Source organism: Nitratidesulfovibrio sp. SRB-5 (genome assembly GCF_019931275.1).
Lineage (GTDB): Bacteria > Desulfobacterota > Desulfovibrionia > Desulfovibrionales > Desulfovibrionaceae > Cupidesulfovibrio.
In genome coordinates this window covers 924003-950690 of the sequence record NZ_JAIOTY010000001.1, presented here as the reverse complement: position 1 = coordinate 950690, position 26688 = coordinate 924003, and the positions used below count along the sequence as shown (strand labels likewise).

At 69.1% G+C, this 26688-nt stretch carries 24 protein-coding genes; 5 read left to right on the top strand and 19 right to left on the bottom strand.

Annotated features, from left to right (window positions below; translation table 11 throughout):
- Nucleotides 1–167: 167 nt before the first annotated feature.
- A complete protein-coding gene (locus K6142_RS03735; RefSeq protein ID WP_015946605.1) occupies nt 168–521 on the top strand; it encodes a calcium-binding protein in 354 nt (117 codons plus the stop codon).
- A 203-nt stretch (nt 522–724) separates the two neighbouring features.
- Here K6142_RS03735 and K6142_RS03730 read toward each other — a convergent pair whose 3' ends face one another.
- Entirely contained in the window at nt 725–4471 is a 3747-nt protein-coding gene (locus K6142_RS03730; protein ID WP_190245003.1) for an ATP-binding protein, read from the bottom strand.
- A gap of 266 nt (nt 4472–4737) precedes the next feature.
- On the opposite strand from K6142_RS03730, the gene K6142_RS03725 reads away from it, so the two are divergent.
- Nucleotides 4738–7071 carry a YgiQ family radical SAM protein gene (locus tag K6142_RS03725; protein ID WP_223290355.1) on the top strand — a complete coding sequence of 778 codons (2334 nt, stop codon included), beginning with the start codon at nt 4738–4740 and terminating at the stop codon, nt 7069–7071.
- A gap of 102 nt (nt 7072–7173) precedes the next feature.
- Here K6142_RS03725 and K6142_RS03720 read toward each other — a convergent pair whose 3' ends face one another.
- A complete protein-coding gene (locus K6142_RS03720; RefSeq protein ID WP_223380750.1) occupies nt 7174–9981 on the bottom strand; it encodes a hypothetical protein in 2808 nt (935 codons plus the stop codon).
- A gap of 176 nt (nt 9982–10157) precedes the next feature.
- Here K6142_RS03720 and K6142_RS03715 point away from each other — a divergent pair, with 176 nt between their 5' ends.
- Nucleotides 10158–10625 (top strand): EVE domain-containing protein, encoded by a 468-nt coding sequence (locus K6142_RS03715; protein ID WP_190243970.1) that lies wholly within the window; start codon nt 10158–10160, stop codon nt 10623–10625.
- Between the two features lie 110 nt (nt 10626–10735).
- On the top strand, nt 10736–10957 hold the full coding sequence (locus K6142_RS03710) for a SlyX family protein (RefSeq protein WP_015946600.1): 222 nt from the start codon (nt 10736–10738) through the stop codon (nt 10955–10957).
- Between the two features lie 205 nt (nt 10958–11162).
- Here K6142_RS03710 and K6142_RS03705 read toward each other — a convergent pair whose 3' ends face one another.
- The 7 genes from K6142_RS03705 to K6142_RS03675 all read right to left on the bottom strand — a co-directional run bounded on the left by K6142_RS03705 (nt 11163) and on the right by K6142_RS03675 (nt 15722).
- The gene (locus K6142_RS03705) at nt 11163–11741 is read right to left on the bottom strand and encodes a VanZ family protein (protein WP_190243971.1); all 579 of its coding nucleotides are present in this window, start codon (nt 11739–11741) and stop codon (nt 11163–11165) included.
- A gap of 110 nt (nt 11742–11851) precedes the next feature.
- Entirely contained in the window at nt 11852–12358 is a 507-nt protein-coding gene (locus tag K6142_RS03700) for a rhodanese-like domain-containing protein (protein ID WP_190243972.1), read from the bottom strand.
- Nucleotides 12359–12527: 169 nt separating this feature from the next.
- Nucleotides 12528–13142, bottom strand: a complete 615-nt coding sequence (locus K6142_RS03695; RefSeq protein ID WP_007527323.1) for a flavodoxin family protein — start codon at nt 13140–13142, stop codon at nt 12528–12530.
- A gap of 138 nt (nt 13143–13280) precedes the next feature.
- Entirely contained in the window at nt 13281–13613 is a 333-nt protein-coding gene (locus K6142_RS03690; protein ID WP_015946597.1) for a hypothetical protein, read from the bottom strand.
- A gap of 177 nt (nt 13614–13790) precedes the next feature.
- Nucleotides 13791–14909: an NADH:flavin oxidoreductase gene (locus K6142_RS03685; protein ID WP_190243973.1), complete on the bottom strand. Its 1119-nt coding sequence runs from the start codon at nt 14907–14909 to the stop codon at nt 13791–13793.
- A gap of 113 nt (nt 14910–15022) precedes the next feature.
- Nucleotides 15023–15211 carry a 4-oxalocrotonate tautomerase DmpI gene (gene dmpI, locus K6142_RS03680; protein WP_007527318.1) on the bottom strand — a complete coding sequence of 63 codons (189 nt, stop codon included), beginning with the start codon at nt 15209–15211 and terminating at the stop codon, nt 15023–15025.
- A 1-nt stretch (nt 15212) separates the two neighbouring features.
- Nucleotides 15213–15722 carry a nitroreductase family protein gene (locus tag K6142_RS03675; protein ID WP_190243974.1) on the bottom strand — a complete coding sequence of 170 codons (510 nt, stop codon included), beginning with the start codon at nt 15720–15722 and terminating at the stop codon, nt 15213–15215.
- Between the two features lie 289 nt (nt 15723–16011).
- On the opposite strand from K6142_RS03675, the gene K6142_RS03670 reads away from it, so the two are divergent.
- Nucleotides 16012–16494 carry a winged helix-turn-helix transcriptional regulator gene (locus K6142_RS03670; protein WP_190243975.1) on the top strand — a complete coding sequence of 161 codons (483 nt, stop codon included), beginning with the start codon at nt 16012–16014 and terminating at the stop codon, nt 16492–16494.
- Nucleotides 16495–16578: 84 nt separating this feature from the next.
- Here K6142_RS03670 and K6142_RS03665 read toward each other — a convergent pair whose 3' ends face one another.
- The 10 genes from K6142_RS03665 to K6142_RS03620 all read right to left on the bottom strand — a co-directional run bounded on the left by K6142_RS03665 (nt 16579) and on the right by K6142_RS03620 (nt 26287).
- Nucleotides 16579–17535, bottom strand: coding sequence for a DMT family transporter (locus tag K6142_RS03665; protein WP_190243976.1), 957 nt, complete (start codon nt 17533–17535; stop codon nt 16579–16581).
- A 314-nt stretch (nt 17536–17849) separates the two neighbouring features.
- Nucleotides 17850–18761, bottom strand: a complete 912-nt coding sequence (locus K6142_RS03660; RefSeq protein ID WP_190243977.1) for a glycerophosphodiester phosphodiesterase — start codon at nt 18759–18761, stop codon at nt 17850–17852.
- Between the two features lie 204 nt (nt 18762–18965).
- Nucleotides 18966–19826, bottom strand: coding sequence for an ABC transporter permease (locus tag K6142_RS03655; protein WP_190243978.1), 861 nt, complete (start codon nt 19824–19826; stop codon nt 18966–18968).
- Complete coding sequence (locus tag K6142_RS03650; RefSeq protein ID WP_190244020.1) at nt 19823–20668, bottom strand: ABC transporter permease; 846 nt, start codon at nt 20666–20668, stop codon at nt 19823–19825. Before K6142_RS03650 ends, K6142_RS03655 begins: the two co-directional genes overlap by 4 nt.
- Nucleotides 20669–20724: 56 nt before the next feature.
- Nucleotides 20725–21972, bottom strand: coding sequence for an ABC transporter ATP-binding protein (locus tag K6142_RS03645; RefSeq protein WP_190243979.1), 1248 nt, complete (start codon nt 21970–21972; stop codon nt 20725–20727).
- 319 nt (nt 21973–22291) lie between these two features.
- The gene (locus K6142_RS03640) at nt 22292–23362 is read right to left on the bottom strand and encodes an extracellular solute-binding protein (protein WP_190243980.1); all 1071 of its coding nucleotides are present in this window, start codon (nt 23360–23362) and stop codon (nt 22292–22294) included.
- Nucleotides 23363–23542: 180 nt separating this feature from the next.
- Nucleotides 23543–24457 carry an EamA family transporter RarD gene (rarD, locus tag K6142_RS03635; RefSeq protein WP_190243981.1) on the bottom strand — a complete coding sequence of 305 codons (915 nt, stop codon included), beginning with the start codon at nt 24455–24457 and terminating at the stop codon, nt 23543–23545.
- 174 nt (nt 24458–24631) lie between these two features.
- Nucleotides 24632–25186, bottom strand: coding sequence for a hypothetical protein (locus K6142_RS03630; protein ID WP_015946586.1), 555 nt, complete (start codon nt 25184–25186; stop codon nt 24632–24634).
- Nucleotides 25187–25358: 172 nt separating this feature from the next.
- On the bottom strand, nt 25359–25817 hold the full coding sequence (locus K6142_RS03625) for a glycine zipper 2TM domain-containing protein (RefSeq protein WP_190243982.1): 459 nt from the start codon (nt 25815–25817) through the stop codon (nt 25359–25361).
- Nucleotides 25818–26020: 203 nt separating this feature from the next.
- On the bottom strand, nt 26021–26287 hold the full coding sequence (locus tag K6142_RS03620) for an RNA recognition motif domain-containing protein (RefSeq protein WP_190243983.1): 267 nt from the start codon (nt 26285–26287) through the stop codon (nt 26021–26023).
- Nucleotides 26288–26688: the final 401 nt, after the last annotated feature.

The window sequence follows — 26688 nt, the reverse complement described above, 5'->3', positions numbered from 1 at the left end:
TGCCCGCCGTTTTGCACAACGTTGCACAGCGTTGCACTGTTGACCAATACCGCCACGGGCCTATACATGGCGGTACGGAACATGCGCCGCCCCCGTCCACGGCACGGGGGCAGGGGGCGCACCGGGCGCACGCCCGCGACCACAACCCGAAGCCCGCAGGAGGCACCATGAAACGCATCATCCCGGCAGCCATCATGCTGCTGTGCGCCGCCACGGCCCAGGCCGACGACAAGTTCTCCGCCATGGACAAGGACGGCAACGCCAGCGTGACCTGGGAGGAATTTTCCGCCGCGTTCCCGCAGATGAAAAAGCCCGCCTTCGACGCCATCGACACCGACGGCAGCGGCGCCCTCAGCCACGAGGAATGGGACGCCTTCCGCGCCCACCACGGCCAGGGCGGCATGGGCATGGGCGGCGGCATGGGCCCCAAGGACGGGCAAGGCGCCACCATGCCCAAGGACATGCCCAAGGGCATGGGCGGCATGGGTTCCGCCCCGCTCATCCAGCCCCCCTCCAAGTAGCCGTACCCGCGTCGCCATGGCGCCACGGCACCCCCCTGAAACGCGATACGGGCCGGTATTCACCGGCCCGTTTCTTTTGCATCGGAACAGCATGGAGTGAATGCCCATCGGCAGGACGCACCTTCCCGGACACATCGGAACGAACATGCGGGCCCGAACAGACCGGCCCTGTCCCCGGCCCGAAAATCGCCGGGGCAAGGCGGCTACGCCATCTGGCCCGTGCCCGGTTCTTCCCCCGGTCCTTCTCCCGGTCCTTCGCCAGACACGGCGCCAGACACGGCATCCTGTCCCGCATCAGGCCCGGCATCCTGTCCGCCCCCCGGACTTTCGCTCATCGGCGGTGCGCCGCGCTGCATCTTGCGCAGTTCATGCTCCAGCTGGTTCAGGGCATCCATCAGCAGCATGAACACCGGACGCGTTTCTTCCGCCCCGGCGGACCGGGTGCGCAGTTCCATCCGCTCGGCCATCAGGCGCACCCGTTCGGCGCCGATGGCCTCTGCCTCCAGGCGCAACAGGTGCGACAAGGCGATGAGTTCCACCCGGCTGCCCCGGTCCATGGCCGACCACAGGCTTTCGCGCAGCGTGCCCGACTGGCGCAGGAAGCGCAGCGAGGCCTCGTCGCCGCCCACCAGCAGGGTGGCGGCATTGAATACCGGGGGTTCGTCCACCGGAGCGGGCGACGACCGGCGCAGGGTATCCTCTCCGGAACCGCCCACCATGCCTTCCACGGCGGCCAGCAACGTCTTCAGCCGTACCGGCTTCAGCGCCACGGACACCCCGCCCGCCGCCTCCAGGGCGCCCTGGTCCACTCCGGCGGGGTCGCCGGTCATGAGCAGCACCGGCACGTCGGAGGGGGTGGCCGCATCGGCCAGGCGGCGCAACGCGCGCACCACGTCGGCCCCGTCCATGTCACGCGGGTGCGCATCGGTGATGACCAGGTCGAAGCGCTGCGTGCGGGCGGCGTCCAGCGCCTGTCGCCCGGCGGCAGCCGTCACGGGATGGTGCCCGCCGCGCGACAGGGCACGGCTGACCGCATGGCGGTTCACATCGTCCGATTCCACCAGCAGCACCCGCAACGGGTCGCGGGCCGTCTGGCGGAATGCCGACCCCACAGGCGGGCGGGCTGGCAGGCGGGAAGACGGACTGGACAGCACGGGAAGTTCCGACAATCCGGGCGATGCGGGTGCCCCGGACGGAGTGTCCGACAGGGGCGACCTTGCCGGGGCAACGCGGGCCGTTGCCGATGCGCCGCCCTGCCACTCGCCACCCCGGGTGCGCTCCTTCACCTGGAACACCCCGTGGGCATCCGCATCAGGCCGCACGTTCGACGCCACGAAGGGAGCATCCGCCGTGCACGTGCCGAATGGCAACAGCACGCGAAAGGTGCTGCCCTGCCCCGGCGTGCTGTCCAGCACGATGCGTCCCCCCATCATGTCCGTGAACTTGCGGCAGATGGCAAGACCAAGGCCGGAACCGCCGTAGCGTCGCGCCGTTGAGGCGTCGGCCTGCCGGAAATTCTCGAAGATCAGCTCGTGCTTGTCGTCCGGAATGCCGATGCCCGTATCGCGCACGGAAAAGCACAGCCACTGCGTGTCGCCGTCCGTGTGCAGCCCGGATGACGCATCAGCCAGCACCGTGCCGGGGGCAAGGGGCTCGGCGCAGGTGGCGCCGCCGCCCATGCCGGACGCGTCCGGCGCGCTGGCGGCATCGGCCCCGTCCGCCCGGCAGACCGCCACATGCACCCCACCCTCGTCGGTGAACTTGATGGCGTTGCTGATGAAGTTCACCAGCACCTGGCGCAGCCTGCCGGGGTCGCCGCGCAGATGGCGGGGCACGTCGCGGTCGATGTGCAGGGTCAGGGTCAGGCCCTTGCGTTCCGCCGTATGTCCCATGACGCGCATCACCCCGCGCACCAGCCGCGCCGGGGCAAAGTCGATGCACTCCAGGCGCAGCTTGCCCGCCTCCACCCGCGAAAGGTCCAGCAGATCGTTGACGATGCCCAGCAGCGCCTCTGCCGAAACCAGCGCCGCGCGCAGGTTTTCGGCCACGTCGCCGGGCAGGCGCTCTTGCAATGAAAGTTCGGTCAGGCCGATGATGGCGTTGAGCGGGGTGCGTATTTCGTGGCTCATGTTGGCCAGAAATTCGCTTTTGGCCCGGCTGGCTTCCTCCAGCCCGCGCGCCGATTCGGCCAGGGTCTGTTCCGTCCGGCGGCGCTCCAGCGCGGCACCGATGATCTCGCCCGCCGTCTGCAAGAACTTGTGGTCCACCGATTCCCACACCCTGGGCCTGCGGGTGTCGTCAAAGCCGATGAACCCGTACCACCGCCCCTGCGCCACGATGGGCAGCACCAGCAGCGAACGGATGCCCTGCGCTTCCAGCACCACCCGCTCCGACTCGGGGAAGGTGGCCACCGGCCCCCGGATCACCCGGCCCGCCTCCAGTTCCTGCCCCCAGCGGGGAATGACGGTGGCGTACGGCACGTTGCGCAACAACTGGTTGTCGATCTGGGGCGGCACGCCCGGCGCGCACCGCTCGTAGCGCTGCGAACAGCACGGGTTGCCTTGCGCGTCGTCGTGGTTCTCGAAAATGTACACCCGGCAGGCCCCGGCGGCCTCGCGCAGGCTTTCCAGCACCACGAGCAGCGTGTCGTCGGCGCAGGGGCGCGCCAGCAGATCGCGCGCGCAGGTGGACAGCACCCGGTCGTACAGCAGGCGCAACTGCATTTCGTTGCGGGCGCGCACCCGTTCCGAAATGTCGCGCGCCACCGCAACGATAAGGTCGCCCCGCGCGGAATGCCAGGCGCTGGTGCTGAGCTCCACGGGCACCAGGGTGCCGTCGCCCCGGCAATAGCGCGTTTCCTGGTTCAGCAGCGGCGTGCCGTTGAGCACGGTGCGCGAGATTTCCAGGCAGCGGTCGCGGGTAAGGGTGGGGTTGATGTCGCAGGGGCCCATGGACAGCAGTTGCTGGCGCGCAAGCCCCAGCAGGGCGCAGGCCCCCCGGTTGACGTCCACGTGCAGCCCGGTCACCGGATCGATGAGAAAGATGGCCTCGGCGGTGGCGTCCAGCGCGGCGCGGAAGCGGCGCATGGCCTCTTCCGTCTCCTTCATGTCGGTGATGTCCACCGCCAGCTCGTACCGGGCCAAACGCCCGTTGCCCAGCGGCACCAGCCTGTCGATGCAGCGGAACCAGCGGTTCAGGGCCGGGTTGCGGAATTCCCAGACGTGGGCCTTTTCCGGCTCGTCGCGCAGGCGGCCATTGTTGCAGAAGGGACAGGGGGCATCGCGGCCCTGCAACGCCTCGTGGCAGCGGCGGCCCTCGCAGTCGCCCACAAGGCGGCGCAGGGCGGCGTTGACGTGCAGGACCTCGTGGGTGTCGATGTCGGACACGTAGGCGCAGACCAGGCCATCCGCAGCCGGGGCGGCCATTTCCACAAAAGGCTCGGCCACGTTGCGCGGGGCAAGGGGGTTGCCTGTCCAAATGCCAGGCGCCAGAGGTGGGAAACGGGTACCGCCATCGGCGGGCGGGGTGGAAGCGGGAAAAAAGTTGAAGCCAGACAGGCCAGACGGGCCAGCCGGGCCGGACGGGCCAGAGATGCCAGACGGGCCGGAGATGCCGGGGTGGTCGGGCGCGCCGCACGGCACGGGATCATCGGGGCGAAGCCCCAGGGCCTTGCGCAGGCGGCGGTTCTCCTCCTCCAACTGGCGCAGGCGGTCCTGCCCGGCGTCAGGCAGGGGCGCCGCGCCCGGCACGCTGCCAGACACGTTGCCCGGCACGCTGCCGGGCACTCCGGCAGGCTTGCCGGTGGAGGCGCATGGCACCGCCTGGCCGCACCACGTGACGGAGGTGCGGTCCGATGCATGCCCCGGTGCACAATCCGGTGCATGTTCCGGAGCATGATCCGGGGAATTGGGGCAGGGCTGAACGGCCCCGTCGGCATCATCCTTGCGCATGGCATCCTCGCGGGGTTCCCCCCGTATCGGGGGCATTGGGCATACTGCGCGAAACCGGGGGCGAAGGCAACCGCTCCAAGGTCGACCGGCTTCCATCCCGCCTCGTTCTGCCCCATCCGGCCCCATCCGGCCCCATCCGAATCAGACTGGCAGTCCGAACCATCCGCCACGCGTCGCCTGCACAAAACATACGCCACGGCCATCCCGCTGCCGGTAATCGAACCCTTGTCCTTGCCTGCCCCCCTGCCCGCCACTATAATCCGCGCATGCGACATTCCAGCCACGACCACCGCCGCGCCAAGCCCGGCGGCACCCTGCCGCGCCACGCGGCCCCATCCGGGGCATGCCCCCGGGCGTACATCCCGCAACGCGGGCGCACGCCCCTGCCCCAGCCCGCCTTTCTGCCCACCACCGCGCGAGAGATGCGCGACCTTGGCTGGGACAGGCTGGACGTGCTGCTCGTCTCCGGCGACGCCTACGTGGACCACCCCACCTTCGCCATGGCCCTGCTGGGCCGCTGGCTGGTGGCGCACGGCTTTCGCACCGGCATCGTCGCCCAGCCCCGCTGGGACATTCCGGACGATGTGGCCCGCATGGGCCGCCCCCGCCTGTTCACCGGCATTTCCGCGGGTTCGCTCGATTCCATGCTGGCCCACTACACCGCCTTCAGGAAAAAGCGCCACGACGATGCCTTTACCCCCGGTGGCCACGCCGGGGCGCGCCCCAACCGGGCGGCCATCGTCTACGCCAACCTGGCGCGCCAGGCCTTTCCCGGCCTGCCCGTGGTGCTGGGCGGCATAGAAGCCTCGCTGCGGCGCATCAGCCACTACGATTTCTGGACCGACGCCCTGCGGCGGCCCATCCTCATGGATGCCAAGGCCGACCTGCTGGTGTGGGGCATGGGCGAACGCGCCCTGCTGGACGCGACCTGCGCGCTGGACGCCGCCGTGGAGACCGTGGGAGCGGACGCCTACGACGCCGCCCTGCTGCCGCCCCTTGCGGAAATTTTCGATGGCATCCCCGGCACGGCCCGCATGGGGCGGGTGACCGAATGGGATGCGGCCCCGGCGGACGATGCCGCACGGGGGGCGGGCGACACCCCGGACACCGACGACCTGAGCAATGACGGTCAGGACGAGGGGCACACCGCCCCCCGCGCCATCCCCGCCATTCCCCCCATTTCACTGATGCGCCTGCCCTCGCACGCGGCCATCATGGCGGACCCCCGCCTGCTCATGCGCGCCACCCTGCTGCTGGAGCGCCACGTGCACCGGGGCGATGCACGGGCCATCCAGCCCGTGGACGACACCCCCACGGCGCGCGCCGTGCTGCTGGCCCCGCCCGCGCCGCCCCTGTCGCCGGACGAGATGGACGCGCTGTACGCCCTGCCCTTTGCCCGGCGGGCGCACCCCTCGCACCGCGAACCTGTCCCCGCAGAGGAAATGATCCGCACCAGCATCACCACCCACCGGGGGTGCGGGGGCGGCTGCTCGTTCTGTTCGCTGGCCCTGCACCAGGGGCGTCGCATCGCCTCGCGCAGCCGCGATTCCGTGCTGGACGAGGCGCGCCGCCTGAACGACATGGAGCGCTTCAACGGTTCGGTCAGCGACGTGGGCGGCCCCAGCGCCAACATGTGGCAGGCCCGCTGCACCCTGGACCCGGCCCGCTGCCGCCGCGCAAGCTGCATGCACCCGCGCGTGTGCCCCGGATTCGCCGTGGACCAGTCCGAGGCAGTGGAACTGCTGCGCGCGGTGCGCGCCACCCCCGGCGTGCGCCACGTGCGCGTGGCCAGCGGGGTGCGCTTCGACCTTGCCCTGCGCGATGCGGACGCCCTGCGCGCCTACACCATGGAATTCACCGGCGGCCAGTTGAAGGTGGCCCCGGAACACATCTGCGACGGCGTGCTGGACCTGATGCGCAAGCCCGGCCTGGCCGTGTTCGAGCGGTTCCTGGCCGCCTTCGCCGACCATTCCACGGCGGCGGGCAAGGAACAGTACGTGGTGCCCTACCTGCTCAGCGCCTTTCCCGGCTGCACCGACGACGACATGCGCACCCTGTCCCGCTGGCTGGCGGCGCGCGGCTGGTCGCCCCGGCAGGTGCAGTGCTTCATTCCCACCCCCGGCACCGTGGCCACGGCCATGTTCTTCGCGGGCATCGACCCTGAGGGCAACCCCGTGCCCGTGGCCCGCACCGACGCCACGCGGCTGCGCCAGCACCGCATCCTGATTCCCGATTTCGGCCTGCCGCCCGCTGCGGGTGGGCGTGCGCCGGGCGCACCGGGGAACAGGCCGGGCGGAAAATCCGGGAGCAGGCCCAACGAGAGGTCTGGCGGGCAGGATCATCGGAGTCATCAGGGACGGGGGGACCGGCAGGAACGGGGAAGTGAAGCAGACCGGGATCGGCGCGGCCACGGAGAAAGATCGGGCGGCAGACCTGACGGCAGGCCGGGTGGCACGCCTGGCGGACCGGGCAATGGCGATCGCAATGCCAACCGGAATGAGACGCGCAACGACAAGCGCCCCGATTCCCGTCCCGGCTCGCGCCCCGGCTCGCATAATGACAGGCGCGGGGGCAAGGGCGGGGGCGGCAGAAGCCGCTGACGGCGCCCTGCCTGACGGGACGTCCGGCACCACAATGCGAACATCAGGCCGGGTGCGGCAGGCTGCCCCGTGACCGCCGGGCCGCCCCGCATGGGCAGGGCGTCAGCTTACGTCATCATCGGAAGGGAACGGAAGGTCGCCTTCCGGCGGGGGTGATGCGGGACGTTCCGCGCCGTCGGGCCGGATGCCCTCGCGAATGCGGGCGCCGTGCTTTCCGCCGCCCGGGCGGTGACGGCGCAGGGCCTGCAACGCGGCCTCGCGCACCGCATCGCCGCCATGGCGCAACAGGGCGGCCAACGCCGTGGCGGGCGGAGCGTTGCGCCCGCTCTCTTCCCGGCTCACGGGCAGGGCCAGCACCCGGCAGGCGTGCTCCTCCGGCAGGGCGCGACACAGGGCGTTTTCCGCCACCAGCAGCGCCTCCAGCGAACCGGACCGCACGGCACGCGCCCCATGCCCGTCCCCCCTGTCCTGCGTGGCCTGCCTGCCTGGCCTGTCTGGCCTGTCTGGCCTGTCTGGCCTGTCTGGCCGGTCGGGCCCGGTCGGGAATTCAGCCCCCGCCGCTTCCGGCATCCAGCCGCCGTTTTCCGCCACCTCGGGCGAAAGGCCCACCGCCACCGGACCGGCCCAGGCCGTGGGCAGCGCGCCCAGCACCGCCGCCGCCCGCCGTGCGTCGCGCGCGGCCAGGTGGCGCAGCACGGCCACGGTCACGCCCAGCCCCTCCGCCGTCAGCAGGCGGGCCAGAGTCACGGCGGGCACCCCCAGCAACGGGGCAAACGGTTCGGCATCGCTCCCCCCATCCCCGTCACCGAAATCGCCCGCCGCAAAATCTCCGCGTGCGGCAGCCGCACCTTCGCCGTCGTCCCCACGGAGCACGCCATCCGGACCGGCGCCCGGCGCACGTGACGATGCCGGTGCCACAACCGGAGCACGGCGCGCCTCCGCCTCCAGGCAGGCCCGCACCGTGCGCATGTCGTCCGGCCCCAGGGCCCGCATCAACAGGCGGCGCACCTGGGCCTCGCCTTCCAGCACCAGATCCTCCGCGCCCGCCACGCCCGCGCCGTCTTCGCGCAGCACGGCCTCCACCTGTTCCGCGTACAGCGAACCCAGCCCGCGCCCCAGACCGCGCATGACCCGCACGAAACGGGCCGCCGCCTCGGGCCGCATGGCCGCCAGCGCCTGCGCGGCGTGCACCTCGCCAAGGGCCAGGGTGCGCACCACGAAGCGCTGTTCCGGCGACAGCACCTGCCGGAACAGCCGCCGCCGGGCCATGCGCCGCCGCACCTCGGTGCCCTGTTCCGGACCCAGCAGCGCCAGCACCGCATCGCGTCGCTGCGGGGCCAGCCGGGCCGCCACCACCGCCGCCGCCTGCGGGTGGCCCTCGGCCAGCCGTGCGGCAAGTTCCGCGTCGGGCAGCACCTGCAGGCGGTCGTGGACCGATTCTGCGGATTCGGTCTGCTCCGGGGCCAGCAGCGCCGTATCGTCGGACAGCAGATCGGCCAGCGGCAGCAACATGGACAGGGGCAGCACCAGCATCACGCAACCCAGCCACGGAGCGGGGGGCTGGCTGGGGAAGGATGTCGCGGAAGGCGCCAGGGTCGCCGGGGTTCCGGTGGGGGCCAGTTCACGGGGAAGGGAAGGGCCTGCGGGCCTTTCCGGCTGCGGCGCGGCAGCGGGCGACAGCCAGTGCAGCGCCACCGTGAACGGCGTGGCCACCAGCGGCTCGCCAAGGGCCGTCCAGTCGGGGCGCAGGGCCTCGCGGGCATGGGCGGGCTGCCCGCCCGGTTCGCCGGGGGGCGCATCGCAGCCGGAGGTCTCGATTTCGAAATAGGGAAGGAAGGCCCATTCCAGGTCCAACTGCAACTGGCGGCCAAGGTGCACGCACAGCGCGGACTCCGCATGGCCGGGCAGCCAGCCGTTGCGGCTGCACGCACCCGGCAGCGAAGATACGGGGACGCCGCCGGACCGGTGGCTCATCGAAGCCTGCGGCGAGCCACCGGTCGGGCCGCCCGCCGATGCATGCGGCGGACATCCCCCCGGAGCACCCCCCGGAGAGTTGACGACCGCACGCGGGTCCACGCCCAGCCCCAGCCACACAAGCGCATCGCGCAGGGAATGGTCGAACAGCAGCGCGGCCATGCCCTCCAGCGGCACCACGCCGAAGCGGTGCATGGCGGGCCGCGTCAGCAGCCCGGCGCATCCGGCCATGTCGCACAGCTGCGTCTCGTCCGGGGTGACCACGCACCCCACGCCGCACAACGTGCCGATGCGCCGGGCGGCGGCGTCGGCGAAGCGGCGCAGGATGCGCTTGAGCAGGGGCAGGCGGCGCAGCGTGGGCTGCCTGCCGGAGCGGCGCGACATGCCCGCGGGCCCGGCGGGGTCCAGCGGGGTCGCGAACCCCGAAAGGCCTCCCAGATCCGCAAGGTCATCCATGCACTGGAAGGGCGGACCGGATGGGGCCACGGCGCCCAGTGACCGGGGGGTGCGGCTGCGGTCCCTTCGACCGGGCACCACCACCAGTTCCGGCGGGCTGCCGCCGCGCGTGGCGCGGGAACCGCCCGGCCTGCTTGCATCATTGGGGAGATCGGGGACGGAAGGGGCGACAGGATCGGCTGGACTGCCCGAATTGCCAAGACGGCCAAGCCTGCCAGCTTCGGCAGCTTCGGCAGGACCGGCAGCTTCGGCAAAACCGGCGGCATCGGCAAAACCGGCGGCATCGGCAGGATTGGCAGCATTGGCAGGATTGGCGGTTTCACCCGGCGCCACGAAGCCGCCGGACAACGCGGACGAGCCCGGGCCAGGCTGGCCGGACGGGCGCGGCGCACCGTACGGCGCATCGCCGCCGGTTCCGGCACCACGGCGGATGCGGCGGAAGGGAAGCACCTTGCGGTGGGGTGGCCTGCGCTCCTTCATGGCACCTCCGGCGGAATTCCCGCCCTAGACACCCCCCTACGCCAAAACGCAGCCACCGCCAAGTACGCCGCGCGGCAACGCCCATCCCTCGCGCGCTGCGCGGCGCGGGCTTTACGGCGGCGGGCGGCGCGGGTATCGTCCGGCGCATGGACCACGCAACCCCGCAAGGAGGCTCCATGCCCCGCCACTGGCTGTTCAAGACCGAGCCCGGCTGCTTCTCCATCGCCCATCTGGCCGCCCTGCCCGGCGCCACCAGCAGTTGGGACGGCGTGCGCAACTACCAGGCCCGCAACTTCATGCGCGAGATGCGCCTGGGCGACCTTGGGCTGTTCTACCACAGCGTCACCAACCCTTCGGTGGCGGGGGTGGTTGAAATCGTGCGCGAGGCCTACCCCGACCACACCGCGTGGGACCCGGAGGATCGCCACTTCGACCCGGCATCCACGCCGGACAAGCCGCGCTGGTTCATGGTGGACGTGCGGCTGGTGCGCACCTTTGCCCGGCCGGTGCCGCTGGCCCTGCTGCGCACCCTGCCGGAACTGGCGGACATGGAACTCTTGCGCAAGGGCAGCCGCCTTTCGGTACAGCCGGTAAGCCCGCAGGAATACGCGACGGTGCTGCGCCTGGCCGATGCCCCGGCCTGATGCCCCTGCCTGACGCCCCGGCCTAGCCCCCCCCTGCCCGGCAGCCGCATGGCCGGAAACGGCTGCGCGCCGGGCATGGACCATCCAACGCCACATCACGGATACACGCCATGACCAAGGAACTGGAAGACCGCCTGACCCGGCTGGAAGAAACCGTCTATTTTCAGGAACAGGCCCTGCGCGAACTGAACGACGCGCTGGTGCGCCAGCAGGCCCAACTGGACGAGGCGGAACGGCTGCTGGAGGCCACGCGCGAACGTCTGCGCCTGCTGACAAGAGCCATGGAAGACGACGGCGGCGAAGACACCGGACCGCCGCCGCACTACCTGTAGGACACGTCGCGCCACTGGCGGCGTTAGGCGCGGCCTGGCGCACTTCGAACGACTGGCGCAGTTCGCATCACCGGCGGTCGGGGCAACCCGTCCGTCGGTTTGCGTTGCGGGGCGGGTTTTCGAAAGGCTGCCCGAAGGAGCAGCCCGCCGGACGCCCCGAGGCCCATCCCACCGGACGGCCCGAAGCCCATCCCGCCGGATCGACTTAGTCTTGCCTGCCCGAAATCCGTGCCGCGCCGCCATCCGTGGAGGTCGGGGAAACGGTGGACGCTGTCGCGGCTGTGGAATCCGCCTTCTGCCCGGACGCGGCACCACCGGCAATCGCACCATGCCCGCGGGCCAGATGCCGTACCAGCACCCCGGCCAGCAGCACGCCCACCCAGGTGCCCGCCGTGTTGGCGGCCATGTCCGCCGCAGAGGCCACACGTCCCGGCACATACGCCTGAGCGAACTCCATGGCCACGCCCAGCAGGGCCATGGACCACGCCGCCCGGCGCGCCGCACGGGACAGGACGGGAGCAGGCGGGTTGTCCCACAGCGACCCCGCCGCCAGCACCGCCAGCACCAGATAGGCCAGCGCGTGCCACACCTTGTCGATGTTCGGCACGTCCAGCAGCATGTCCGGCTGGGGTATCAGCGACTGGTACACCACCACGGCCACCGCCAGCGCCCACGCGCAGCGGGTGCAGGCCAGCCGCCACGGATGCCCGGCCAGCAGGGCCAGCAATGCCCGCGGCTTCAGGGGGCGCGGGGTGCGCGGGGTACCGTTCCCGAGTGGTGACATGAAAGACCCTGCATGAAACCGGCGGCCATGCCACCGGTAAAAACGTCGTCGGCAAAAGACCCGGGACCGTGCATCAAGGCAGGCGCGCCGCACCGCCATCAGCCCAGCCGTCAGCCGCCGCCGGAGCAGGTCGTGCGGGGCGGGGCACCCTGCCCTCCCCTGCCGGAAACGTCGCCAACCGCATCAACCGATGGCGCGCACGGCCCGCAGGGGCCGAACTCCACGGGAAGCCCGGCGGCGTGCCAGGCATCCATGCCGCCCGCGATGCGGTAGGCCACGGCAAAGCCCTGCACCACGGCGGCGCGGGCGGCGGAATCGCTGCGGGTGGATGTGGCCCCGTCACATACGAAAGCCACGGAAGGACACCGGGCGGCGCACAGCACCTTGTGCAGCCACCAGCGCCGCAGAAGGCGGGCCATCCAGGTGGGCGGCAGGGGAAAGCACAGCGCGCCGGGCACGTGACCGACCTCGTACTGCGCGGCGTCACGCACGTCCACCATGCTCAAGGCCCCCGCCCGGACGCGCCGCCACGCCTCGTCCGGAGCCAGCAGGCCGTAGCCGCCAGCCTCCGCCTGCCGTTGCAGCCCGACCGGAAATTCGCGCGTGCCGTCACCCATGCGCCGTTCCCCTTCCCCCCCGTGCACGGTTCCACCCTGTCCGCCACGTAACACGGCGCGGACGGGACGAAAAGCCCGACCGCGCCGCGTGGCATGCGCATGATTCGGCGGGGCGCACTGCGTCCCGCCCTTCTCATCCCAGGGGGTGTTTCCAAATCTGGGCTTGGCCCTACACTTCGCCGCCCTTCAGGGAAGCAGGGGCCTCCGGCCCGCTCTTCAGGCACTTCAGCACGTGGGCCATGTTGCGGCCCAGATTGACCATGGTGCGGATGCCTTCCTCGTCGCCGTTGACGTCGCCGGGGGCCAGGCCGATGCCCACGTTCCAGTAGCTGGAGCACGGCACCACCATCTCGGCGATGCCGAAGAAGGCCATCAGGCCGTTGTACACCTGCTGCGCGCCGCCGCGCCGCACGGCCACCACGGGCGCGCCCACCTTCATGCGCAGGGCGCCGCCGTTGGCGATGGACACCATGCCCGCACGGTCGATGAGGGCCTTCATTTCGGTGGAGACGTTGGCGAAATAGGTGGGGGACCCCAGAATGACGCCGTCGGCCTTGTGCATGGCGGCGATCCATTCGTTCATGGGGTCGCCGGTCTGAATGCACTGGCCGTCCTGCTTTTCGAAACACTTCATGCAGGCGATGCAGCCGCGCACGGCCTTGCCGCCCACGCGAAATTCCTCGGTGGTGACGCCTGCGGCCTCAAGCTCGCGCCGGACGGTGCCGAGCAGGATGGACGTGTTGCCGTTCTTGCGGGGGCTGCCGTTGAAAACGACGACATGCATGGAAATATCCTCCGGTTGGGATGGGGCATGATGGGTGGCCACATGGCCCGCGCCGCACCCGGAGGCGGGGCCGCGCGCCGTGCCCGCTCCGGCCAGGGAAGGCGGAACAGGGCACGGGGCGCGCGGCCCGTATCCGGGCTATTGCGCGGGGCCAGCGGCGGTTTCTTCCGCCGGGCCGTCGGCCTCTTCGACAAGCAGGCCCAGCGGCACGTACGGGCCAAGGGGAATCAGTTCGAACTCTATCTGCCCCTGCTTGACCAGGGGCAGGGTGTTGATCAGCGACTGCGCCTCTTCCATGGAGGGGGCCTCCAGCACCATGACGGTACCGGAACGGTCCTGCCGGAAGTACACCTCGCGGACCACGTCGGCGAGGTACATCTTGATGGTATGGGCCACTTCCTTCAGGAAGTTGGCGCGGATGACGTCGGGGGTGGCGTCTTCGCGAACCTTGTCGATGGCGAGAATCTTCATGCGCGGCTCCTGGTGGAATTCGGGTTGCACCCGGTCCACGACGGGTACGCGGTTTCGCCGTCCCCCTCAAGGTCCAAGTGCCTGCCGAGGGGGAGAAAACCGGGTTCCAGCCCCGGCCCGGGCCCCGGCTTACCTGTCCACCGGCCCGCCTGCCATCCTTCCATCGGGCACGGCGCGCTACTCGCCAGCCACCTCGCCGCGCGCCACGGGACAGTAGAAACCCCGGTTCTCGCGCAGGGGGGCGTAGCACTTGTTGCACGAGATGCACGCGGCGCGGGCGTCGTCGCCTTCCGCCCAGCGGCGCACCAGGCCGGGTTCGCGGATCAGCGGGCGGCACAGGGAAAGCATGTCCACCGTGCCCGCGTCCACCAGTTGCTGCGCCACCTGCGGGGTGCGGATGCCGCCCACCAGAATCAGCGGCGCGCCCACCTCGGCCTTGAAACGGCGCGCGGCCTCGCGATACCAGGCCTCGTCCTCGGGCTTGCGGATGCGCGTCACCCGGGCGGGCATGCGATTGGGCGGGTTCATGGCCGTGCCGCCGGACATTTCCACGGCGTCCACCCCGGCAGCCACGGCCTGGCGGGCCGCTTCCAGCATGTCGTCCACTTCGAAGCCGCCGTCCATGAAGTCGGAACTGTTCAGCTTGACCCACACGGGAAAGCTTGGCCCCACGGCCTCGCGCACGGCGCGCACCGCCATCAGCAGGGGCCGCATGCGGTTTTCCAGGCTGCCGCCGAACCGGTCGGTGCGCCTGTTGCGCGCGGGCGACAGAAACTGGCTCAGCAGGTAGCCGTGCGCCCCGTGCACCTGCACCCCGTCAAAGCCCGCCTGCACGGCGCGGCGCGCGGCGGCGGCCAGGGCGGCCATCACCTCGTCGAGGTCCGCCTCGGTCATTTCCCGCATGGGCGGAAAGCCTTCCCGCTCGAAGGGGGTGGCGGTCATGCCGGGTTCGCCCGTGGCCGGGGTGTGGGCCAGGCCGCCCGCGTGGGCCAGCTGGGCCACGATGCGCCCGCCGCCCGCGTGCACGGCGTCGGCCAGCATGCGCAGGCCGGGGATGCAGGCGTCGTCGTGGATGCCGAGTTGGCGGGGGCCAGCCTGCCCGCGCTTTTCCACGTAGGCATGGCCGGGAATGACCACGCCCACGCCGCCCCTGGCCAGTTCGCCCAGCACGTCTGCCAGTGCCGGGGTGGCCATGCCTTCGTCGGTGGCCAGCCCTTCCCAGGTGGCGGAACGGACGAAGCGGTTGGGAGATTCCAGATTGCCGATGCGCACGGGCGCGAAGATGGATGCGCTCATGAGGTCTCCGTGGTGCGCCGACCTTCCCGCAAACGTGGGGAGGCGGCGCGAAAATGTTGGCGAAAGTGTCGGGGGATTATTTCATGGAGCAGGGGCGGCGGGTGCCGCCCCCGTCATTTCTTCCTGTCGGCCAGCAGCACTCCGGCCACGCCGATGTCTTCCGGCTGGCGGCAGTCGATGAGCACGGTGATGGTTTCCGGCGGCAGCTTCATGACCCGCGCCGCCGTGGCGGTCAGCTCGCGCACCAGTTCGCGCTTGTCGTCGGTTTCCATGTGATTGGCCACAACGCTGATGATGGGCATGCTACCACCCGTTCCAATGGATTTTGGCTTCGTCGTAGCGGTCCTGCGGGGCCAGTTCCTGCGCCGGATGGCCGATGACGATGAAGCCCAGCGGCACCACGCTGTCCGGCAGGCCGAGCAGGCGGCGAAAGCCGTCCTCGCGATCCTTCATGGGGTGCACGCCTGTCCATACCGCGCCCAGCCCCTTGCCGTGCACGGCCAGCAGGATGTTCTGCACGGCGGCGGAGCAGTCCTGCACCCAGTAGCCGGGGTACTTTTCCGCCGTAAGGTCGGCGCATACCAGAATGCCCAGCGGGGCCTTCGCGGCCATGGCGGCATACTGGCTGAACGCGGGGATGGCCTCCAGCAGCGCGCGGTCGTCCACGACCACGAAGCGCCACGGCTGGGCATTGCCCGCGCTGGGCGCGGACATGGCGGCGGCCAGGATGTCGCGCACGTCGGACGCGGCAACGGGGGCCTCGGTGTACTTGCGGATGGAGCGGCGCCCGTGAATGGCGGAAAAGACGTCCATGAATTCCTCCTGCGCCTTGCGTGGCGCTGCATTGCCCGGCGTGGGTGCGAATTTTCCCGGCTTGCCGCGTGCCCGGCCAACCGCCGCGCCTGCCGGAACTCCGTGCGGCAAGGGGGGCGGTGGCCGGGACAGGCAAGGCCGGGCAAGGCGGGCGAAACGTTACGGCTCAAAATACCTGCTTCGGTTTTTTCATCAAGTACGCACCATTTTGTGGCATAGTACCCTGTAGCATACCATAGGGTCTTGAAAGATACCGAAGATGATACTATGTTTCGCGCGGAGGTACCAGATGGTCACGGCATGCACCCTCAAGCACTGCGCGGGCAAGGAATACTATTGCGCGCTGGAGCTGACACTTCAGGTCATCGGCGGCAAGTGGAAGCCCATCATCCTGTGGCGGCTGGGCCAGGACGGCACGCTGCGCTTCAGCGAGCTGCGGCGCATCATGCCCAACATCACCCAGAAGATGCTCACCCAGCAGCTGCGCGAACTGGAATCGGACGGCGTGCTGCACCGCGAGGTGTACCCGCAGGTGCCGCCGCGCGTGGAATATTCGCTGACCGAACTGGGCCGCAGCGTGCTGCCTGTACTGTCCGAAATGTGCAAGTGGGGCCATGCCTTCGAGGCCAATCATGGTACCGTGGGCGCCACGGGCACCAGGACCGCCGGGCGCGCCATCGCGTCTGCCACCGATGCCCCCGACACCAATGCCCCGGACACTGATGCCCCTGACACCGGCAATGATCTGGACATGGCCGTGGGCGAGGTATAACCGCCTGCCGCCCGATTTCGCCCATCGAAAAAAAAGCGCCCGGAGCAACTCCGGGCGCTTTTTCCTTTCGGTGTCAGGCCGTACCTACAATACATTTCTCAGACACAGCAGCGCCGTGCCAACGAAGGCGATGCCCGCCCCGGCAATGGCGCGGGGCGTGGGCCAGCGCCGCTCCACCAGAGCTGCCACGGGAATGATGAAGATGGGTTCCAGCCCGATGAGGGTGGCGGCAATGCCGGTCTGGGTGGCGCCAATGGCCACCAGCGACAGCCACACCCCCACCACCGGGCCGATGAGCGAGGCCACCAGCAGCCAGCGGAAATTGCGGCGGTCCTGACTGTCGCCGCGCACCACGGCCAGTGCCGGGCGCAGCCTGCCGGTCAGCATGGCCGTGGGCCAGAACACGCCCATGGCCACCACCATGCGCAGCAGCGCGGCGAACAGCGGGTCCACTCCTTCGGCCAGTCCCTGCTTGGACAGCACCATGCCGCCGGACAGCGCCAGCGCAGAGGCAAAGGCCAGCCCCACCCCACGCAGCCGCACCGTGCGCGACAGGGGCACCGCCCCTTCGGGCACCGTGCCGCCGTCGCCCACCACCCAGGCAACCCCGCCCGTGGCGATGAGAATGCCCGCGATGCCCAGCGGCCCTATGGCCTCGCCCAGAAACAGGTACCCGAGCACGGCGGTGATAACCGTGGACAGCGACTGCACCAGCAGGGCCACCCGCGCCCCCACCAGCACCACGCCGGAATAGAACAGCAGGTCGCACAGGGCCACGCCGAACACCCCGGACAGGGCCAGCGCGGCCAGTGCCAGCGGGCTGGGCGAACCGAACGAACCGGGCACCATCACCCCGCCGCCGAAAAACAGCACGGATGCGCCCCACCACGCGCCGAACATCACGATGCAGATGGGCAGGCGCAGCAGGATCAGGGTGTGGGCGCCAAGGCGCCGGGAAAGAATGGCGTGAATCTGGCACGACACCGCCCAGAGGGCGGCGGTGGACAGGGCGGCGAGTTCGCCGGTCCCGATGGCGGGCATGGGGTTCCTCCGCAGGGCGGAAGCTGGCCGGAAAGACCGGCGCACGGGTTGCGCGACAGGTGCGTGCCGTTGCGTGGAAATCGCGTGGGGTCGCGGAGGATCGCGAGAACGTCGCGTGGGGGCACTGCGCACCGCCGCAACGGCAGGCGCGGATGCCCGAGCGCACGGCCTACCCCTTGTGGCGCGCCGGGTCAACCATCCGGATATGCAGACTGTTCCCCGTGCGGGAATGCACAGGGGGACGCGGTCCGTGGGCGCCCTTTCCTGCTCGCCCCAGCCCAGGGGGACGGACAAGGGCAGCGCCCGAACACCCCTTACGCGCTCAAGCCCCTCTCGCGCAGCAGCCCCCAGCACAACAGCGGAACATCGGTAATCAGCCCGGCCACGCCCCAGTCCATGAACCGGCGCATGTCCGCTTCTTCGTTCACGGTCCAGACGTTGACGGCCACGCCCATTGCCCGCAGCGCCGCCACGTCCGCTTCCGTGACTATGTCGTCGCCGGGGTGGTAGGCCACCACGCCAAGGTCGCGACACAGGGCCACGGGGTCGTCCGGGCGTACGTCCTCCACCAGCGCGGCAAGGGCCAGCGCGGGTTCCATGCGGGCCGCGTGGCGCAGGCAGTCGTGCCGGAAGGAAGACAGCAGCACCCGCTCTGTCAGGCCATGGGCGCGGATGCATTCCAGCACGGCGCGGACCACCGCCTCGTCACCGGGATACGTGGGGCTGCCGGGGCTGCCGTCGGCGTTGACGGTCATGTCCTTGATTTCCACGTTGACGCGCCAGCCGTGGTCCGCCGTGAAGGCCAGCGCCTCGTCCAGCGTGGGGATGCGCAGGCCGGGGAACAGGGCCAGGTCGTCCGCCGTAACCCCGCCCGAGGCGATCTGGCCGTGCGGATCGGCGGTCTGGTACCAGCTGCCCGCATCCAGCCCGCGCAATTCGTCCAGGGTGAAGTCGCACACCCGCCACGGGGCGCGGCCCGCGTATTCCGGGCGGGAGGCCACGTCGGTGGTGCGGTCCAGGGTGTCGTCGTGCACCACCACCAGATGGCCGTCGGCGGTGAGCTGCACGTCCAGTTCCCACAGGTCCGCGCCTTCCTCCAGCCCGCGCTGGGCGGCGAGGATGGTGTTTTCGGGCGCCACGGAGCGCGCGCCGCGATGGGCGATGCACAGCACCCGCCCTTCGCGCAGGGCATAGTATCCTTCACGGGGCGTGGTTGCGCCGGACATGCTGACCTCCTGAATCAATGAAACAAGACGTTTTCACCGACAAACAACGATGCAGCTGAGCATACCCACTCCGCCCGCGCGCCGCAGGATTTTTGCCTTCAGGCAAGGAAGGCGAGCTTTTTGCGAAGGGAGCGGACTCTTCCGTCCGTGACCGGAGCAAAAAGCGACGCCTGACGAAGTCTGAAGACAAAAGGACAAGGCGCGCTAACTGGCTTCGGTCTTCCGCCCAGCATACAAATTCACGCACGCCACCAGCGAGGTGCCCACGATGAGCAGGAACGAGATGGCGTTGATGACCGGGGTGGAGCCGTCGCGCACCTGCAGGTACAGGTTGATGGGCAGGGTGGGTTCCGACCCCACCAGGAACAGCGTGGTATTGAAGTTCTCGAACGACATCAGGAAGGCCACCGCGCCCGCGCCGATGATGGCCGTGCGCAGGAACGGCAGGGTGATGTAGCGGATCACCTCCAGCCGGGTGGCGCCAAGGTTCAGCGCGGCCTCTTCCAGGGTGCGGTCGAACTTTTTCAGCCGGGCGGACACCACCAGGGTGACGAAGGTGGTGATGAACGAAAACTGCCCCAGCACCACCAGCCAGAAGCCGGGGCGCAGGATGCCCACGTCGATGCCCAGCACGTCTTCCATGAAGGTGCCCGCGGTGGTGGCGGCAATCAGGATGGAAATGCCCAGGATGACGCCCGGCACCACCAGCGGGGCCAGCATCAGGAAGTACAACGCGCCCTTGAGCGGAAACTCCTCCTGCTCGAACAGGAAGGCGGCGCAGGTGCCCACCAGCGTGGCCAGCGCGGACACCAGGATGGCGGTCTGGGCGCTGGTGAAGATGGACGAAAGGTTGCCCCGGTCGTGAAAGATGCCGGTGCGCGCGGGCAGGTCGGCCAGAAACCAGTCCAGCGTGAAGCCCTTCCACGGCAGCGAGGGAAATTGCGAATCGTTGAAGGCCAGCACGCAGGTGACAGCCAGCGGCGCGAACAGAAAGACGAAGTACAGCGTGACGTACAGGCCGTAGCCCATGGTGTAGCCGCGCGAGCGCGGCAGCGAGCGGATCATTGCACTACCCTGCTCAGTTTCTGGCCGGTCAGCCGCAGCCCCAGCCAGATGATGCACGACGACAGCGCCAGCAGCAGAAAGCCGAAGGCCGCGCCCTGGTTCCAGTTGAAGCTGGCGATGAACTGGTTGTATATCTGCTCGGTGAACCACAGCGAATTCTTGCCGCCCATCAGGTTGGGCGTCAGGTAGTTGCCGAGGGTGAGCATGAACACCACGATGGCCCCGGACATGATGCCCGGCATGCAGTGCGGCACCACGATGGTGCGCATGATGGTCCACGGCCCGGCCCCAAGGTCGCAGGCGGCCTCGATGAGGCTGTCGTCCAGGCTTTCCAGCACCGACACCAGCGGCACCACCATGAACAGCATGGAGGTGTACACCAGCCCCATGATCATGGTGGCGTCGTTGTACAGCATCTCCACGGGTGCGCCGGTGATGCCCAGCGCCGTCAGCCAGTGGTTCAGCACGCCGCTTTCGCGCAGCAAAATCATCCAGCCGTACACCCGCACCAGTTCGCTGACCCAGAACGGTAGCAGCAGCATGGTCAGCAGAAAGCGCGAGGTGTTCCGCGCCACCACCTTGGTCACGTAGAAAGCCACGGGCAGGGACACCAGAAAGGTCAGCAGGGTGACCAGCACCGAATACCCGGCGGTGCGCACGAAGGTGAGCCAGTAGATGGGTTCCGCGAAGAACTGGTGGTAGTTCTCGAGGCTCCAGCCCTCGTCGCCGAAGGCCGGGTCCATGCGGAAGGACATTATCAGCAGGTCGAGGTGGGGCAACACGATGAGCAGCCCCAGCCACAGCACCACCGGGGTCAGGAACAGCGCCAGGGTCAGGCGCATTCCCGGCCCGGATTTCAGCGGTGCGGAAGGGCCGGGCGCGGCATGCGGTGCGGCGTTCATCGTCCGCTCCCCGCCGCGAAGCAGATGCCTGCGCGGTCGTCCCAGCCCACGGTGATGCGGTCGCCGGGCTTGATGTGGTCGTACAGGCGGTTCTGGGGCAGGGCCACCATGACCTCGCGGCGCGATCCTTCCGGATGGGTCAGCAGGCGGCTGGCCGCGCCGTCGAACAGGATGGCCTGCACCTGCACCTGCACGCGATTGGCGCAGGCCCCGCGCACCGGCAGGGGGGCGTCGCCGCCGTCGCCCGCCCCGTCACCAGTCGCGCCATCAGTCGCGCACGACGCGCCGTCGGGGTCGATCAGCACTGCCTCTGGCCGGATGAACATGTCCACCCGCGCACCCTTCGCAAGCCCGGCGGCCACGCGGGCGCGAAACACCGCGCCCTCGTCGGTGCGCACCAGCCCCGCATCGCCGGTGGCTTCCTCGAGCGTGCCCGACCAGACATTGGTCTCGCCCACGAACCCGGCCACGAAGGCCGATGCCGGGCGGCGGTACAGGTTGCGCGGGGTGTCCACCTGCTCGAAGCGCCCGGCGTTCATGACCGCCACGTGGTCGGACATGACCAGCGCCTCGGACTGGTCGTGGGTGATGTACACGAAGGTGGTGCCCACCTCGGCCTGCAACGTCTTCAGTTCCACCTTCATCTGCTCGCGCAGCTTCAGGTCCAGCGCGCCCAGCGGTTCGTCCAGCAGCAGCACGGCGGGCTCCAGCACCAGGCAGCGGGCAATGGCCACGCGCTGCTTCTGCCCGCCGGAAAGCTGGGCGGGCATCTTGACGCCGTAACCGGGCAGGCCCACACGCTCCAGCACGTCCTGCACCCTGCGGGTTATCTCGCCCCCGGCCATGCCCCGGCGCTTCAGGCCGAAGGCCACGTTCTCCGCCACGGACATCATGGGAAACAGCGCAAGGTGCTGAAAGATCAGGTTCACCGGGCGGCGGTTGGGGGCAATGCCCGCCATGTCGCGCCCGCGAATGGCGATGACGCCGGAATCGGGCGATTCGAAGCCCGCGATCATCCGCAGCAGGGTGGTCTTGCCGCAGCCCGAAGGGCCGAGGATGGAAAAGAACCTGCCCTGCTCCACCTCGAACGACACATCGTTGACCGCCGTGAATTTTTCGAAGCGCTTGACGAGGCGGGTGACGGAAAGGTCCGTCGAAGCACTCGGGGAAGCAACTGGGGAAGCAACCGGGGATGCAACCGGGGATGCGTCTGAAGAAGCAACTGGCGAAATTTCCGTGGGCATAGGGTCATGCACTCCCGCCGCGCCGGGCCGCCCGTCTCTTTCGCCGCGTGCCCGTGCGGTGCCGTTGCCGGCCTTGTTGCCGGGCCGTCCGGTCCGCCTGGGGGTGTCGCGGTTTCGCAAGAGGACTCGGGCCGCCATGCGCGGCGCATCTGGATGGCCACCCGCTGCCGGGCCATCCGGTATCCATCGCGGTTTCGCCCCGCGACAATGACGGGGCAAAACCGCCGGGCCCTGCATGCCCGGCGCGTCCTGTTCCGGATAAGAACGGAATAGGGGCGCCGCACCACCCTCGCGGGCAGGCGCGGCGCCCCGCGTCATGCTACTGGGCGGCCTTCACCCGGTCCAGCGCCTTGCCTTCCATGGCTTCGAGCTTGGCGGGCACGGGCGGGTACCACTTGATGTTGTCGATGACCTGCTGCGGGTAGCAGCGTTCGAAGTCGGCGCGGAAGGTGGGCTTCAGACGTTCGCCCACGCCCACGGCGGCGGTGGGGGTGTCTTCGGCGTTGGTGAACACGGCCGCGTTTTCGGGCCGCATCATGAAGTTGATCCACTTGTACGCGGCGTCCGCATTGTCGGCCTTGGCGGGGATGGCGAAGGTGTCGATCCAGCCCAGCGCGCCGGTGGTGGGCGCAACAAAGTCGATGTCGGGATTTTCGGCGTGCAGCTTGAAGCCGCCGTTGTCCCAGGCCTGGGCGATATGCACTTCGCCCGAACGCATGGATTCCAGCAGCGCGTCGCCGTTGGTCCAGTAGTTCTTCACCACGCCCTTGGCGGCAATGAGCTTGCCTTCCACCTGGTCCAGCATCTTCTGGTAGGCGACTTCATCGGTGTACAGCTTGAAGGGGTCGATGCCCATGCCGAAGGCTTGCGCGATGAGGGTGGGGCGCTTCAGGCGGTAGCTGGCGCGGCCCGCGTACTTGGCGTCCAGCAGGTCGGCGAAGCTTTTGGCCTCGGGGGCGAACTTGCGGTTCACGATCAGGCCGTCGGTGCCCCAGCAGAACGGCACGGCGTACGACTTGCCCTTGACCAGGGTGTTCTTCTTCACCGCGTCGAGCATGGAGGGAATGAACCGGGCTGCCTCGATGCGGCCGAAGTCGATGGGCTGGTACAGGCCGAAGCTTTCCTGCACGGAAGAAATGCGGTCCTGGCTGGGCTGGGCAAGGTCGAACCCGCCGCCGCGCGTGGCGCGCAGCTTGGCGATCATTTCCTCGTTGTTCGAATAGGTCACCTGCACCTTGTAGCCGGTTTCCTTCTCGAACTTTTCCACCAGTTCCGCCGGGGCGTACCCCTTCCAGGTCAGCAGGCGGAATTCCTTGGGCGCGGCATTGCCCAGGCAGGGCAGCAGCAGCACCGTGATCATCGACAGCAGCAACAGCATCTTCTTCGTCATGTGCAGCCTCCGGGTATGATGGGTTTCCCGCCCGCGCGCGCCGCATCCCGTGCATGGCGCAACCCCGCAGCGGGGACGCCACTATGGCGACCCCATGTCACGCGAAGATTGCGCTCAAGCCACGCACGGGTCACGGCCGCACGACCACTGCTGTCAGGCTACTCCAAAACCCTGCCGCTGTCACCGAACGGCGTGACGGTATCCACTTCTTGCGGCGCGCAGGCCTTCCGCCGTGTACAAGGCCAGCGCCATCCAGATGCAGCCGAAGGTCAGCAGGTGCGCGGACGTCACCGGCTCGCGGAACACGAAGGCCCCCAGCAGAAAGGCGATGCTCGGCGCGATGTACTGCATGACTCCCAGCGTGGTCAGGCGCAGCCGCCGCGCCGCGAAGGCAAAACACAGCAGCGGCGTGGAAGTGGCGATGCCCGCGCCCACCAGCACGAGGTCGGTGGCAAGGCCCTGGTGCCCCAGCGCGCCGCCGCCCTGCCACGCCAGCCAGCCAAGGTAGCCCACGGCCACGGGCGCAAGCAGCATCGTTTCGATGAACAGGCCGGGTATGGACTCCACCTTCACCAGCTTGCGCAACAGGCCGTAGAACGAGAACGACACCGCCAGCACCAGCGCCACCCACGGCAGCCTGCCGTACGACAACAGCATGGACAGCACCCCGGCGGCGGCGATGACAATGGCCGCAAGCTGCACGCGGGTGGGCCGTTCGCCCAGCACCAGCGCGCCCAGCAGGGCGTTGACCAGCGGGGTCATGTAGTAGCCTAGGCTGGTTTCCAGCACCATGTCCGAATTCACGGCCCAGATGTACAGGAACCAGTTGCCGCCGATGAGCAGGCTGCTGCCCGCGATGGTGGCCAGACTGCGGCGCGAGGCCAGGGCAGCGCGCACTTCCGCCAGGCGCCCCCCCAGCAACACCAGGGGCAGCAGGAACATCACCGACCAGACGATGCGGTGGCACAGGATTTCGGACGAGGGAACCTGCTGGACGAGCTTCCAGTACAGGGGCAGAAGGCCCCACAGGCCGAACGCGCCAAGGGCCCCCCAAAGGCCCGCGCGCGTGGTGCGTTGCTCCGGTTGCGGCGGCATGTCTACTCCGTGGCGGCGACGGGGGACGAGCCCCGCGCCCAAAGGTGGCGAAAGAATGGCCCTGGTGGTCTCGGACGATCACGGCCAGTCGCGACCACTCGGGCAAGGTCGCGGCTGGCCCAAAAACGAAGGGGGCCGTCGCCGACGGCCCCCGTAACTGCGCTGGGTCGTTGTCTACCGGCTGAAGGATCTGGCGAACAGGGCCTCGATGGCGGCCTTGCCGGAATCCTCGATGAATCGGGTGCCGGTTGCGGTGAAGTGGCGATGGGTAATGCGCGGGGCGGCCTCGGGCAGCCAGGCGTCCTGTTCCCAGCGGAACCAGCCGTTCTTCACCTGGTCGAACACGAACAGGGGCTTGTTGCAGATCTTGGCGAATTCGGCGCCCCAGCCGGTGCCGCCCTTGACGGTGCCGTCCTCCATCACCTCGCCCACAACGAACACCTCGTGCCCGCTGCTGACCTGCCAGCAGATGGACTGCAACACTTTGCGGAACAGGGGGGCGCGGGTGTACTGGCGGTTCATCAGGCGCGAAACGTAGGTCAGGCTCACGTCCTTCAGGGCCAGTTCCTCGCTGGTCAGCACGCGCACGCCGCGCATGCGTTCCACCTGATGCCCCTCGAAGCTGTAGTTGACCTCTTGCAGGCCATACGCTTCAGCCGTGGCACCGAAACAGGTTTCGGTTCCCGCGGCGCCGCCGCTGTACAGGATGCATTCCCTGGGATCAAGCATCGGTATCCTCCGTCGCGTTCGTGAAGGCCGGCCCGCCGCCGGCGCGGTGTGGTGGCGTCGTGCGACGTGCGCGGCGGGCACCACCCGCGACACGTCATGAAAAGGGAAGACCCGCCCCGAAAGGCCGGGACGGGTCCAGTATACGCATTTGGCTTGCGGTGTACAGCGCAGGCTAGTGGCGGACGCGGGCCGAACCGTCGCTTCCTGTCAGGATGCGCACCCGGTCACCCACCATGAAGGTTTCGTCCGGCTCCTGCACCACGGACATCACCTGTCCGTTCTCCAGCCTGACGGTGATCTCGATGGCCTTCTTGGTCTTCATGGCCTGCTCGCCGGCATAGCCCGCGGCGCCACCGGCCACGGCACCGCCAAGGGTGGTCAGCACGCGGCCCTTGCCGCCGCCGATCATGTTGCCAAGCACACCGCCCACCACGGCACCGCCAAGCGCGCCGAGACCGCTGGGGTTGTCTTCGATCACGGAATCATTGACCTGTTCCACTGTGCCGTACTGCACGGTGTGCGACATGCGGGTCTGCCCGCCCTTGTAAGTGCCGCCGCCATAGGTCTGGGCGCAGCCGGAAAGGGCAAGCCCGACGATCAGCAGCGCCACGAGGGCCTTGAGTTGACGCATCTCGTTCTCCTTGTCTTGAGGAAGGAATCGTTTGCCGCGCCGCCGGAAATGACGGTGCGATTTCCTATCTGAATATACATCCTGCGGGCGGGGGATGCAACACGCCCCCCGCGACACGCTTCCGGCGCTTGCGGGGCCATGCAGAACGCCGCCCCGGAACCCGCGGTTCCGGAGCGGCGCAACATGCAGCGTGCGGCTTGTGTCTAGTAGCGGGGCGGGCGGGGCGCCTTGGGCTGCGCCTCGTTGACGCGCAGGTTGCGACCGCCGAACGGGGTGTTGTCCAGAGCTTCGATGGCCGCCGCGGCAGCGGCGTCATCCATCTCGACAAAGCCGAAACCACGGGCACGCCCGGTTTCACGGTCGGTGACCAGCTTGACGGAAAGCACCGTGCCGTAAGGGCTGAACAGGCTGCGCACTTCGTCCTCGGTGGCGGACCAAGGCAGATTGCCGACGTAGATAGACTTGGCCATGCGAAAAACCTCTCACTAAAAATGGAACACGCCCGCGCCGTTTCATCGGGACAGGACCGATGTCCTGCTGCGCGGCCCCAGTTTCTGCCCTTGCCCCATGCGGAGCCATCCGTCAACAGGAAAGATCAAGGGTGGTGCCCCCCTGCGTGCACGCACCGCGACCACCCCCCATAGCCGCCCTGCCCCACCGGGCAGAAACGGGACCTGCCCCCATCGCTGTCAGGAAAAAATATCCCGTGACATCAGACACATGACACTTGAGGTGCTTTTCAAACGGAACGGAATCCTCTATCCTTTTTCATTCAACGCCGTTTCCCGAAGGGCCTCAGATGACCACCCGCCGCAAGGCGCCCTGGCCGCAGGAGGCATCGTCGCATGCGCCCTCGCGCGTGCCTGCCGAC

Coding starts and splice junctions, on each gene's coding strand:
- rarD (WP_190243981.1), bottom strand. CDS start 24,457: ATGCCGCCGCAACCGGAGCAACGCACCACGCGCGCGGGCCTTTGGGGG.
- K6142_RS03735 (WP_015946605.1), top strand. CDS start 168: ATGAAACGCATCATCCCGGCAGCCATCATGCTGCTGTGCGCCGCCACG.
- K6142_RS03710 (WP_015946600.1), top strand. CDS start 10,736: ATGACCAAGGAACTGGAAGACCGCCTGACCCGGCTGGAAGAAACCGTC.
- K6142_RS03655 (WP_190243978.1), bottom strand. CDS start 19,826: ATGATCCGCTCGCTGCCGCGCTCGCGCGGCTACACCATGGGCTACGGC.
- K6142_RS03645 (WP_190243979.1), bottom strand. CDS start 21,972: ATGCCCACGGAAATTTCGCCAGTTGCTTCTTCAGACGCATCCCCGGTT.
- K6142_RS03730 (WP_190245003.1), bottom strand. CDS start 4,471: ATGCGCAAGGATGATGCCGACGGGGCCGTTCAGCCCTGCCCCAATTCC.
- K6142_RS03715 (WP_190243970.1), top strand. CDS start 10,158: ATGCCCCGCCACTGGCTGTTCAAGACCGAGCCCGGCTGCTTCTCCATC.
- K6142_RS03720 (WP_223380750.1), bottom strand. CDS start 9,981: ATGAAGGAGCGCAGGCCACCCCACCGCAAGGTGCTTCCCTTCCGCCGC.
- K6142_RS03695 (WP_007527323.1), bottom strand. CDS start 13,142: ATGCATGTCGTCGTTTTCAACGGCAGCCCCCGCAAGAACGGCAACACG.
- K6142_RS03700 (WP_190243972.1), bottom strand. CDS start 12,358: ATGGGTGACGGCACGCGCGAATTTCCGGTCGGGCTGCAACGGCAGGCG.
- K6142_RS03620 (WP_190243983.1), bottom strand. CDS start 26,287: ATGGCCAAGTCTATCTACGTCGGCAATCTGCCTTGGTCCGCCACCGAG.
- K6142_RS03625 (WP_190243982.1), bottom strand. CDS start 25,817: ATGCGTCAACTCAAGGCCCTCGTGGCGCTGCTGATCGTCGGGCTTGCC.
- K6142_RS03665 (WP_190243976.1), bottom strand. CDS start 17,535: ATGCCCGCCATCGGGACCGGCGAACTCGCCGCCCTGTCCACCGCCGCC.
- K6142_RS03630 (WP_015946586.1), bottom strand. CDS start 25,186: ATGCTTGATCCCAGGGAATGCATCCTGTACAGCGGCGGCGCCGCGGGA.
- dmpI (WP_007527318.1), bottom strand. CDS start 15,211: ATGCCCATCATCAGCGTTGTGGCCAATCACATGGAAACCGACGACAAG.
- K6142_RS03650 (WP_190244020.1), bottom strand. CDS start 20,668: ATGCGCCTGACCCTGGCGCTGTTCCTGACCCCGGTGGTGCTGTGGCTG.
- K6142_RS03640 (WP_190243980.1), bottom strand. CDS start 23,362: ATGACGAAGAAGATGCTGTTGCTGCTGTCGATGATCACGGTGCTGCTG.
- K6142_RS03705 (WP_190243971.1), bottom strand. CDS start 11,741: ATGTCACCACTCGGGAACGGTACCCCGCGCACCCCGCGCCCCCTGAAG.
- K6142_RS03725 (WP_223290355.1), top strand. CDS start 4,738: ATGCGACATTCCAGCCACGACCACCGCCGCGCCAAGCCCGGCGGCACC.
- K6142_RS03685 (WP_190243973.1), bottom strand. CDS start 14,909: ATGAGCGCATCCATCTTCGCGCCCGTGCGCATCGGCAATCTGGAATCT.
- K6142_RS03690 (WP_015946597.1), bottom strand. CDS start 13,613: ATGAAGATTCTCGCCATCGACAAGGTTCGCGAAGACGCCACCCCCGAC.
- K6142_RS03675 (WP_190243974.1), bottom strand. CDS start 15,722: ATGGACGTCTTTTCCGCCATTCACGGGCGCCGCTCCATCCGCAAGTAC.
- K6142_RS03670 (WP_190243975.1), top strand. CDS start 16,012: ATGGTCACGGCATGCACCCTCAAGCACTGCGCGGGCAAGGAATACTAT.
- K6142_RS03660 (WP_190243977.1), bottom strand. CDS start 18,761: ATGTCCGGCGCAACCACGCCCCGTGAAGGATACTATGCCCTGCGCGAA.